The following is an 11,819-nucleotide window of genomic DNA, read 5'->3' on the forward strand; positions in this document are numbered from 1 at the left end:
TTTTTTCGATACGACGGAGCCCGCTCATGCGAACCGACGCACTCGACGGAAAGGATCTCGATTACTGGTGCGCACGCGCGTTGTGCGCGGATGACGAAGATACGCTGCGCTTCACCGCCGTCTCGCCCATCGTCGTCGTGACGGCCGCATGCGACGCGCTCCGGCACCTCGATGCGCCGTTCGCGCCTTCGGCATCGTGGGCCGATGCGGGCGCGGTGCTCGATCGTGTGACCGACGTGCGGATCGCCGGTCACGGCAACGCCGTCGAATGCGACGCGACCTTCGTCGACGGCCCGTCGACCTGCGGTGCTCGCGGCCGCACGGCGCGCGAAGCGCTGCTGCGCGCGTTCGTGCGCGCGCGCTTCGGCGACGAGGTGGACGAGCCGCCGCCGTTCCCGCACCGGATCGAACATGGCGCGGTGGTGCGGTATGACCCGGGGGCGCCGATTCCGGACACGGATGATGCCCCGGCGACAGGAGAGAGTTCGGATATCCGGTCGATACCGCGCATGTAAGTGCAGCCGCCGGTCCGGCAGGCATGTAAAAACGACAGCCCCTTCAATTCGCATTCCCGCGGACGCCCCGCCCCGCCGACGGTCGCGCAGCAGGCACGCGCGTTGCGACGCACCGGCTTTACCGCTCGCCGCCACTCGCCCGCGCCACGCCATGGACTCCACACCGCCGTTCGCTCCGCACCTCTACTTCTGCGACGCCCGTCTCGTGGGGCCGCTCGACGCGTGGCCGTCCACCTTCGCGCACATCGCCGGCATGGGCTTCGATCACGTGCTGGTCGGCGCGTTCTGGGCCGCGAGCGTCGCCGGCTTTCCGCGCCACGTGGCCGATTTCCGGCGGCCGGCCCAGTCGTTCGCGACGCGCGCCAGCGCACTCGAAACCTTCTCGCGGCTCGCACAACTGGCGAAGGGCCACGGGCTGCGGCTGCTGCTCGAAGTCGTGCCGGACCGCGTCGCGCGCGAGAACCCGCTGCGCGCCGACCATCCCGACTGGTACGTCGAGCACACGCACGACGATGCGCTGATCGACCCGCGCGGCACCGCGCACGCGCTGGATATCGCGCAGGCGAACGCCGGCGACGCAGCGGCGCGCGACGCGCTGTCGGCATGGTGGTGCGCGCATCTCGCGACGTTCGCCGACGCGGGCGCGGCCGGCTTCCTGATCGACGCCCCCCATCATCTGCCGGCCGACTGGTGGCCCGGCTGGCGCGCGACGCTGCGTCGTACGCGCCCGGACGTCGCCGTGCTCGCCGGCGTGCCCGGCCATGCGCGCGACGCGCTCGCACAGCTCGAAACCGCCGGTTTCGACGCGGTGTTCTCGTCGGTGCGCTGGTGGGACCTGCGCGCGCCGTGGTTCGCGGACGAACACCGGCTGCTGCGGCGCATCGGCGCGCCGATCGCGTTTCCCGATGCGCCGGACGGCCCGCGTCTCGCCGACGACTGGCCCGACGCACCCGACGACACCGTCGCCCGCGCGTATCGCCGCGCGCTGTGGACGGCCGCCGCCGTCGGCACCGGCTGGCTCGTGCCGATGGGCTTCGAGCGCGGCGTGACGGTGCCGCTGATGGCCCGCGACGCGGATGCCGAACGCTACCGTGCCGCGTTCGAGCACGCCCGTTTCGACCTGTCGGGCGCGATCGCCGATGCAAACGCATGGCGCCGCGCCACGCCCGTCGTGGCGGCCCGCGGCGAAATCGTGCAACTGAGCGCGCCGGGCGCGCATGCGACCGCGCTGCTGCGCGGCACCGGTCCATTGCTCGAACACGACGACACCGCGTTGCTGATCGCGTTGAATCCCGATCTCGACGCGCCGGCCACGGTCGACCCGGCGACGATCCTGCCCGGCGTGCCGGGCGGCTTCACGCGCGTCGCCACGCACGACGGCGCGCAAACGCATCCACCGGCCGCGCTCGAGCCGTTCACGCTCGCGCCCGGCGCGTATGCGCTGCTGCACGCGTGGCAGGCGCCGCCCGTCACCACTCGCCCCGACGCCGCGCGCGAGCGCACCGTGCTGTCGGCGGCGCTCGCGGCCGACCGGATCGCGATCGAGCGCGTCGAGCCGTCGGTCGACGACGGCCGCTTCGCGATCAAGCGCGTGATCGGCGAGCCGCTCGTCGTTCATGCGTCGATCTTCACGGACGGGCACGCGCATCTGGCGGCCGTGCTCCAGTGGCGCGCCGCCGCCGACGACGCCTGGCGCGAAATCCCGTTCGAAGCCGAGCCGAACGACCGTTGGCATGCGCGCGTCATGCTCGACCGGCTCGGTCGCCATGAATTTCGCGTGATCGCGTGGCGCGACGACTGGGCGTCGCTGGTCACCGACATCGCGAAGAAGCGGGCGGCCGGCCAGGACGTGACGCTGGAGGTGCGCGAAGCGCAACTGCTGCTCGCGACCGCGCTGAAGCTCGCCGAGCCGGCCGATCCGCGGGCGGTCGCGCAAATGGAACGGCTCGCCGCCGAGCTCAAGGACGCGTCGCCCGACGACCGCCTCGCGCTGATCGGCGCGCCCGCCCTCGCCGACGCGTTCGCGGCGCTGCGCTACCGCCCGTTCGTCACGCACGACGCGACGACCTACCCGGTCGACGTGGAACGCCGCAAGGCACGCTTCTCGAGCTGGTACGAGATGTTTCCGCGCTCGGCGAGCGACGATCCGCACCGGCACGGTACGTTCGACAACGTGATCGCCCATTTGCCGCGCATCCGCGACATGGGTTTCGACGTGCTGTATTTCCCGCCGATCCACCCGATCGGCACGTCCGCCCGCAAGGGCCGCAACAACAGCCTCACCGCCGGCCCCGACGACGTCGGCAGCCCGTACGCGATCGGCTCCCCCGACGGCGGGCACACGGCCGTGCATCCGGAGCTGGGCACGCTCGAATCGTTCCGTGCACTGGTCGACGCCGCGCGCGGGCACGGGCTCGAGATCGCACTCGATTTCGCGATCCAGTGCTCGCCCGACCATCCATGGCTCGCCGCACATCCGGGCTGGTTTGCATGGCGGCCCGACGGCTCGCTGCGCTTCGCCGAAAATCCGCCGAAGCGCTACCAGGACATCGTGAACCCCGATTTCTACGCGCCGGACGCGCTGCCCGACCTGTGGCTCGCGCTGCGCGACGCGGTGCTGTTCTGGGTCGACGCGGGCGTGCGAATCTTCCGCGTCGACAACCCGCACACGAAGCCGCTGCCGTTCTGGGCGTGGATGATCGCCGACGTGCGCGGCCGGCATCCGGACGTCGTGTTCCTGTCCGAGGCGTTTACGCGGCCGGGGATGATGTACCGGCTCGCCAAGGTCGGCTTCTCGCAGTCGTACACGTACTTCACGTGGCGCGAGTCGAAGCGCGACTTCATCGACTATCTGACCGAGCTGACGGCCGGGCCCGCGCGCGAATTCTTCCGGCCGAACTTCTTCGTCAACACGCCCGACATCAACCCGCGCCACCTGCAGAACGCGCCGCGCTCGCAGTTCGTGATCCGCGCGGCGCTCGCGGCGACGCTGGCCGGCTCGTGGGGCCTGTACTCGGGCTTCGAGCTCGGCGAATCGGCACCGCTGCCGGACAGCGAGGAATACGCGGACGCCGAGAAATACGAGCTGCGCGCGCGCGACTGGAGCAAGGCCGCGCACATCGGCACGGAAATCGCGCGGCTGAATCGCGCACGGCGCGATCATCCGGCGCTGCAGACGCATCTCGGGCTCACCTTCGTCGAGGCCGACAACGATTCGGTGCTCGTATTCACGAAGGCGACGCCCGCGTTCGACAGCGTGGTGGCCGTCGCGATCAGCCTCGACCCGTGGCATCCGCAGGCCGCGAACTTCACGCTCGATGCGGCGCTGTGGCGCGGCCTCGGGCTGGCCGACGGCGAACCGCTCGATGCGCTCGAACAGGACGCCGCGCACGCGGAAAGCTGGCGAGGCCATCGCCAGTACGTCTCGCTCGACCCGCACGTGCGGCCGTACGCAATCTGGCGGCTCGCGCCGTCTCCGGGCGCCGCGCGGGCGGCGGCGCCCGCACCGGACGACGCCCGACCCTCCTCGGGAGCCCACGGATGATGAAACGCGAAGATTCCCTCGACGACGTACGGCGCGCGCAGTTCCCGTCGCTCGCGCCGGCCGGCACGCCGCGCCGGCGCCGCGCGCGACGCCGCGAACCCGCGCTCTGTGCGGACGATCCGCTGTGGTACAAGGACGCGATCATCTACCAGGTGCACGTGAAGTCGTTCTACGACTCGAACAACGACGGCATCGGCGATTTCCCCGGCCTGATCGCGAAGCTCGACTACATCGCCGAACTCGGCGTCGACACGATCTGGCTGCTGCCGTTCTATCCGTCGCCGCGCCGCGACGACGGCTACGACATCGCCGACTACCGCGACGTGCATCCCGACTACGGCACGCTGGCCGACGTGCGGCGCTTCATCCGCGAAGCGCATGCGCGCGGCATCCGCGTGATCGCGGAGCTCGTGATCAACCACACGTCGGACCAGCACCCGTGGTTCCAGCGCGCGCGCCGTGCGAAGCCGGGCTCCACGCATCGCGACTATTACGTGTGGTCCGATACCGACACGAAATACGCGGGCACGCGGATCATCTTTCTGGATACCGAAACGTCGAACTGGACCCACGACCCGGTGGCCGGCCAGTACTACTGGCACCGCTTCTATTCGCACCAGCCGGACCTGAATTTCGACAACCCGGCCGTCGTGCGCGAAGTGATACAGGTGATGCGCTTCTGGCTCGACCTCGGCATCGACGGGCTGCGGCTCGACGCGGTGCCGTACCTGGTCGAGCGCGAAGGCACGAACAACGAGAACCTGCCGGAGACGCATGCGATCCTGAAGCGGATCCGCGCGACGATCGACGCCGAGTATCCGAACCGGATGCTGCTCGCCGAGGCGAACCAGTGGCCGGAGGACGTGCAGGAATACTTCGGCAACGAGGACGAGTGCCACATGGCGTTCCACTTCCCGCTGATGCCGCGCATCTACATGTCGATCGCGAGCGAGGATCGCTTCCCGATCCTCGACATCATGCGGCAGACGCCGGCGCTCGCGCCGAGCAACCAGTGGGCCGTGTTCCTGCGCAACCACGACGAGCTGACGCTCGAGATGGTCACCGACTCGGAACGCGACCTGCTGTGGCAGGCCTATGCGAGCGACCGGCGCGCGCGGCTGAATCTCGGCATCCGGCGCCGGCTCGCACCGCTGATGGAGCGCGACCGGCGCCGCATCGAGCTGATCAATTCGCTGCTGCTGTCGATGCCCGGCACGCCGGTGATCTACTACGGCGACGAGCTCGGAATGGGCGACAACATCCACCTCGGCGACCGCGACGGCGTGCGCACGCCGATGCAGTGGTCGTCGGATCGCAACGGCGGCTTCTCGCGCGCCGACCCGGAACTGCTCGTGCTGCCGCCGGTGATGGGCTCGCTGTACGGCTATGACGCGATCAACGTCGAGGCGCAGACGCGCGATCCGCATTCGCTGCTGAACTGGACACGCCGCATCCTCGCGACGCGCCGCGCGTCGCAGGCGTTCGGGCGCGGCACGATCCGCTTCCTGCGTCCGGAGAACCGCAAGGTGCTCGCGTACCTGCGCGAGCTGGAGGGCCACGAGCCGGTGCTGTGCGTCGCGAACCTGTCGCGCGCGTCGCAGGCGGTCGAGCTCGACCTGTCCGAATTCGCGGGCCGCGTGCCGATCGAGATGACGTCCGATTCGCCGTTTCCGCCGATCGGCCAGCTCCCGTATCTCCTCACCTTCCCGCCGTACGGGTTCCTGTGGTTCGTGCTCGCCGAGCACGGCCGCGAGCCGTCGTGGCGGCAGCCGCACGCGGAGCCGCTGCCCGAATACGTGACGCTCGTGATGCGGCGCGGCGATACGCGGCCGGACGTCTCGCAACTGCATGCGCTCGCGCACGACGCGCTCGCGTCGTGGCTCGCGCGGCGGCGCTGGTTCGCGTCGAAGGATCGCGCGATCGGCGACGCGTGGCTGAACGTCGTCACGCCGGTGGCGGACGAGCCGTTCCAGTATGCGGAGGCGTGGGTGTCCGCAAGCGACGGCGGCGTCGAACGCTACGTGGTGCCGCTCGCGACCGCCTGGGGCGGCGAGACGTCTCATCCGTTGTTCACGCAACTTGCGCTGGCGCGCGTGCGGCGCGGCCACACGGTCGGCTACCTGACCGACGCGTTCGCGCTGCCGGCGTTCGCGCGCGGGATGCTGCGCAAGCTGCGCGACGGCGCGACGGTGCCGACGGCCGACGGCGGCCGGCTCGCCTTTCTTCCGGAAGACGCGCTTGTCGGGCTGGACCCGGGCGACGACGCGGAGGTGCGCTGGCTCGCGGCCGAGCAAAGCAACAGCTCGCTCGTGATCGGCGACGCGATCGTGCTGAAACTCGTGCGCAAGGTCGCGCACGGCGTTCATCCGGAAGCCGAAATGAGCCGGCACCTGACGCGCATCGGCTATGCGAACACCGCGACGCTGGCCGGCGAAGTCGTGCACGTCGATCCGGACGGCTCGCCGCACACGGTCGCGATCCTGCAGCGCTACGTCGACAACCAGGGCGACGCGTGGACGCGCTCGTTCGATTTCCTGCGGCGCGCGATCGACGAGCTCGCGCTGCCGGCCGCGGACGAAGGCGAGGCCGCCGAGACGGACGAAGCGCCCGATGCGCTGCTCGGCTACGCGGCGTTCGCGGGCATCATCGGCACGCGGCTCGGCCAGTTGCACGTCGCGCTCGCGCAGCCGTCCGACGATCCCGCGTTCGCGCCGGAGCGCGCGACGCCCGAGCACGTCGACGGCTGGTGCGTGGACGCGATCGCGTCGTTCGAGCGTGCGCTCGACGTGCTGCGCACGCGGCTCGACGCGCTCGATGCGGCCACCCGCGCATCGGCCGACGCGCTGCTCGCATCGCGCGACGCAGCCGTGCGGGCGCTCGGCGAACTCGTGCCGCGCACGCTCGATGCGCAATGCACGCGGATTCACGGCGATTTTCATCTGGGCCAGGTGCTCGACGTGCAGGGCGACGCGCTGCTGATCGACTTCGAAGGCGAACCGGCGCGCCCGCTCGAGCGGCGTCGCGCGAAGTCGCATCCGCTGCGCGACGTGGCCGGCCTGCTGCGCTCGCTGTCGTACGTGAGCGCGACCGCGCAGTTCGCGATCGAAAAAGCGCCGCCGCAGGCCGCCGGCCGCAAGCGCGCGCTGTTCGACCGTTTCGGGCAGGCCGCCGCCGACCGCTTCGTCGAATGCTATCGCGCGGCCGCGGACCTCGCGCCCGCGCGCTTCGTCGACCCGCGCTACGCGGACCGCCTGCTCGCGCTGTTCCTGATCGACAAGGCGTCGTACGAGCTGTGCTACGAAGCCTCGAACCGGCCCGACTGGCTGAGCGTGCCGGTCGGCGGGCTCGCGGCGCTGGTCGATCGCCTGCTCGGCGACGGCGTGCTGCCCGACGACGGAGGAAACCCATGACCGACACGCTGTTCGAACGCGCCGACATCGACGCACTGCTCGCCGGCCAGCATCCCGACCCGTTCGCGTGCCTCGGCCCGCACGAACAGGCCGACCGGATCGTCGTGCGGGCGCTGCTGCCCGGCGCCGAACGGGTGCGCGCGCTGTCGCCGGACGGCGCCGAACTCGGCGCGCTCGCGTGCATCGATCGCGCCGGCTGCTTCGCGGGGACGATCGCGCACGACGGCGGCTGGCCCCATTACCTGCTCGCGATCGACTGGCCGGGTGCGCACCAGGTGACCGACGACGCGTACGCATTCGGCACGCTGCTCGACGACGCGGCGCTCGCGCGCTTCTCGGCCGGCGACCCGGCCGCCGTGCTCGAGTGCCTCGGCGCGACGCCCGTGCGCATCGACGATACCGACGGCGTGCGCTTCGCGGTCTGGGCGCCGAACGCGCAGCGCGTCTCGGTGGTCGGCGATTTCAACGGATGGGACGGGCGCCGCCATCCGATGCGGCTGCGACGGCCGTCGGGCGTGTGGGAGCTGTTCGTGCCGGGCATCGGCGCGGGCGAGCGCTACAAGTACGAGCTGCGCGCGGCCGACGGGCGCGTGCTGCCGCACAAGGCCGATCCGTGCGCGCGCGCAACCGAAGCGCCGCCGCGCACGGCGTCGGTGGTCGCCGACGTCGCGGCGCTCGACGCGTTCGCGTGGCACGACGACGGCTGGATGCAGGCGCGGCCGCGCCACGACCGCTATCGCGTGCCGTGGTCGATCTACGAGGTCCATCCGGAGTCGTGGCTGCGCATACCCGAGGAAATGGAGCGCAGCGCGACGTGGGACGAGCTGGCGGAGCGGCTGATTCCGTACGTCAAGGGCATGGGCTTCACGCACGTCGAGTTCATGCCGATCGCCGAATACCCGTTCGGCGGCTCGTGGGGCTACCAGCCGCTCGCGCAGTTCGCGCCGTCCGCGCGCTTCGGGCCGGTCGACGGCTTCGCGCGCTTCGTCGATCGCGCGCATGCGGCCGGCATCGGCGTGATCGTCGACTGGGTGCCCGCGCATTTTCCGAACGACGCGCACGGGCTCGCGCAATTCGACGGCAGCGCGCTGTACGAGCACGCCGATCCGCGCGAGGGAATGCATCCCGACTGGAACACCTGCGTGTTCAACGTCGGGCGCACGGAGGTCGGCGCGTTCCTCGTCGCGTCGGCGCTCGCGTGGGCGCGCCGCTATCACGTCGACGGCATCCGCGTGGATGCGGTCGCGTCGATGCTGTACCGCGACTATTCGCGCAAGGAAGGCGAATGGGTGCCGAACGTATACGGCGGCCGCGAAAACCTCGAATCGGTCGCGTTCCTGCGCCGGTTGAACGACACGCTGCACGGTGCGGGCGCGCCGGCCGGCGTCGTCACCGTCGCGGAGGAATCGACCGCGTGGCCGGGCGTCACCGCGCCGACCGGCGACGGCGGGCTCGGCTTCGACTTCAAGTGGAACATGGGCTGGATGCACGACACGCTCGCGTATCTGCACGAAGACCCGATCCACCGCCGCTATCACCACGACCGGATGACGTTCGGGCTCGTGTACGCGTTCTCCGAGCGCTTCGTGCTGCCGCTGTCGCACGACGAGGTCGTGCACGGCAAGGGCTCGCTCGTCGCGAAGATGCCCGGCGACGCGTGGCAACGGCTCGCGACGCTGCGCGCGTATTTCGGTTTCATGTGGGCGCATCCCGGCAAGAAGCTGCTGTTCATGGGCAGCGAATTCGCGCAATGGGCCGAGTTCGCGCACGATGCGTCGCCGCACTGGGACTTGCTCGACGCGCCCGCGCATCGCGGCGTGCAGCGGCTCGTGCGGGACCTCAACCGCGCGTATGCGGCCGAACCGGCGCTGCATGCGCTCGACTGCCATGCGGCCGGGTTCTCCTGGCTGATCGGCGACGACCGCGACAACAGCGTGTTCGCGTTCGCGCGCCGCGACGATGCGGGACACCTGGTCGTCGCCGTCTGCAACTTCACGCCCGTGCCGCGCGCCGGTTACCGCCTCGGGCTGCCCGCGCCGGGCCATTGGCGCGAACTGATGAACACCGATGCCGCGTCGTACGGCGGCACCAACGCCGGCAACGACGGCGCCGTGTGGGCCGAAGCCGTGCCCGCCCACGGCGAGGCGTGGTCGGCGACCTTGCGCCTGCCGCCGCTCGCCACGCTGTGGCTGACACGTGCCTGATTTCCCGCGCCCTCGACACGGAGACCGCCCCATGCCGACCGCCCTGCCCGCCCGTCTCGACCCCGGCCGCTGCTACCCGCTCGGCGCCACCTGGGACGGCCTCGGGACCAACTTCGCGGTATTTTCCGCGCATGCGCAGCGCATCCAGCTGTGCGTGTTCGATCCGACCGGCCGCAAGGAACTCGCGCGCCTCGACCTGCCCGAATGCACTGACGAGGTGTGGCACGGCTACCTGCCCAACGCGCATCCGGGCACCGTGTACGGCTTTCGCGCGGACGGCCCGTACCAGCCGCAACACGGCCACCGCTTCAATCCGACCAAGCTCCTGCTCGACCCGTACGCGCGCAAGCTGGTCGGCCAGTTCCGCTGGTCGGACGCGTTGTTCGGCTATCGCGTGCATTCGAACCGCGCGGACCTGTCGATCGACCGCCGCGATTCGGCGCCCGCGATGCCGAAGGCCGTGGTCGTCGACGAGGCATTCGACTGGAGCACCGACCGCCGCCCGAACGTGCCGTGGCGCAGCACCGTGATCTACGAGACCCACGTGCGCGGCGCGTCGATGCGCCGCGCCGGGCTGCGCCCGCCGGAGCGCGGCACGTTCGCGTCGCTCGCGCATCCTGCGTTCATCGATCATCTGCTGTCGATCGGTGTGACGACGGTCGAGCTGCTGCCGGTTCACGCATTCCTGCAGCAGCGTGCGCTCGTGCATCGTGGCATGCGCAACTACTGGGGCTACGACACGGCCGCGTTCTTCGCGCCGGAACCCGCGTATCTCACGACCCGGCGGCTCGACGAAATGCGCATCGCGATCCGCCAGTTGCATGCGGCCGGCATCGAAGTGGTGCTCGACGTCGTCTACAACCACACGTGCGAAGGCAATCAGCTCGGGCCGACGCTGTCGTGGCGCGGCCTCGACAACGCGAGCTACTACCGGCTGCGGCCCGACGATCCGCGTTACCACGTCGACGAAACCGGCTGCGGCAACACGCTGAACATGTCGCATCCGCGCGTCGTGCAGATGGTGATGGACTCGCTGCGCTACTGGGCGACCGCATTCAACGTCGACGGCTTCCGTTTCGATCTCGGCGTGACGCTCGGCCGCGAGGATCACGGCTTCGATCCGGGCGCGGGGTTTTTCGACGCATTGCGGCAAGACCCGGTGCTCGCGCAGCGCAAGCTGATCACCGAGCCGTGGGATCTCGGCCCCGGCGGCTATCAGCTCGGCCGCCATCCGCCCGGTTTCGCCGAATGGAACGACCGGTTTCGCGACACCGTGCGGCGCTTCTGGCGCGGCGATGCCGGACAGCGCCCGGAACTGGCCGCGCGCTTGTCGGGCTCGGCCGACCTGTTCAACCACGGGCGGCGCCGCACGTGGGCGTCGGTCAATTTCATCACCGCGCACGACGGCTTCACGCTTGCCGACCTCGTGTCGTATGCGGGCAAGCACAACGACGCGAACGGCGAGGACAACCGCGACGGCCACGACGACAACTGCAGCGCGAACTGGGGCGCCGAAGGGCCGACCGACGACGCGGCGATCCGCGAGGTGCGCGCGCGCGTCGCCCGCTCGATGCTCGCGACGCTGTTTACCGCGCTCGGCACGCCGATGCTCGTCGCCGGCGACGAATTCTGCCGCACGCAGCAGGGCAACAACAACGCGTATTGCCAGGATAACGAACTGTCGTGGCTCGACTGGGACCTCGCGCACAGCGACGACGGCGTGCAGATGACGCGCTTCGTATCGCGGCTCGCCGCGCTGCGACGCATGTATCCGGTGATGTCGGCGCCGCGTTATCCGTCGGGCGACCGCGACGGCGCGCCTGGCATGCGCGAGATCGAGTGGTTCGACGAACGCGGCGACGCGCTCACCGTGCCCGCATGGGAAGACGGCGAAGGCCGTGCGCTGACGATGCGGCGCGTCGGCACCGGCCGCACCGGCCGCACCGAGGCGTTGCTCGTGATGCTGAACGCGTCGGCCGCGACCATCACGTTCATGCCGCCCGCGCCCGTGCTCGAATACCGCATCCTGCTCGATACCGCCACACCCGACGCCGGCCCGCGCTCGTGGCCGCAAGCCGGGCTCGACGTCGCCGCGCACGCGGCCGTGATCGCGGTCGCGGCCGTGCCGCCCGATTACCCTTCGTGA

The 11,819-nt window shown here is 70.6% G+C and carries 5 protein-coding genes; all 5 read left to right on the forward strand.

Annotated elements, in window-relative coordinates; translation table 11 throughout:
* The first annotated feature begins 26 nt into the window (after window positions 1-26).
* Window positions 27-515: a phage protein NinX family protein gene (locus tag WT97_RS30815; protein WP_060355016.1), complete on the forward strand. Its 489-nt coding sequence runs from the start codon at window positions 27-29 to the stop codon at window positions 513-515.
* Window positions 516-666: 151 nt separating this feature from the next.
* Window positions 667-4,059 carry a maltotransferase domain-containing protein gene (locus WT97_RS30820; protein WP_060355017.1) on the forward strand — a complete coding sequence of 1,131 codons (3,393 nt, stop codon included), beginning with the start codon at window positions 667-669 and terminating at the stop codon, window positions 4,057-4,059.
* Window positions 4,059-7,469: a maltose alpha-D-glucosyltransferase gene (gene treS, locus WT97_RS30825; protein ID WP_060355052.1), complete on the forward strand. Its 3,411-nt coding sequence runs from the start codon at window positions 4,059-4,061 to the stop codon at window positions 7,467-7,469. The genes WT97_RS30820 and treS overlap by 1 nt, the downstream gene beginning before the upstream one ends.
* Window positions 7,466-9,673 (forward strand): 1,4-alpha-glucan branching protein GlgB, encoded by a 2,208-nt coding sequence (gene glgB, locus WT97_RS30830; RefSeq protein WP_060355018.1) that lies wholly within the window; start codon window positions 7,466-7,468, stop codon window positions 9,671-9,673. Before treS ends, glgB begins: the two co-directional genes overlap by 4 nt.
* A 31-nt stretch (window positions 9,674-9,704) precedes the next feature.
* Complete coding sequence (gene glgX, locus WT97_RS30835) at window positions 9,705-11,819, forward strand: glycogen debranching protein GlgX (RefSeq protein ID WP_060355019.1); 2,115 nt, start codon at window positions 9,705-9,707, stop codon at window positions 11,817-11,819.

It is taken from the genome of Burkholderia sp. MSMB1459WGS (assembly GCF_001534535.1).
In the GTDB taxonomy this organism is placed as follows: domain Bacteria; phylum Pseudomonadota; class Gammaproteobacteria; order Burkholderiales; family Burkholderiaceae; genus Burkholderia.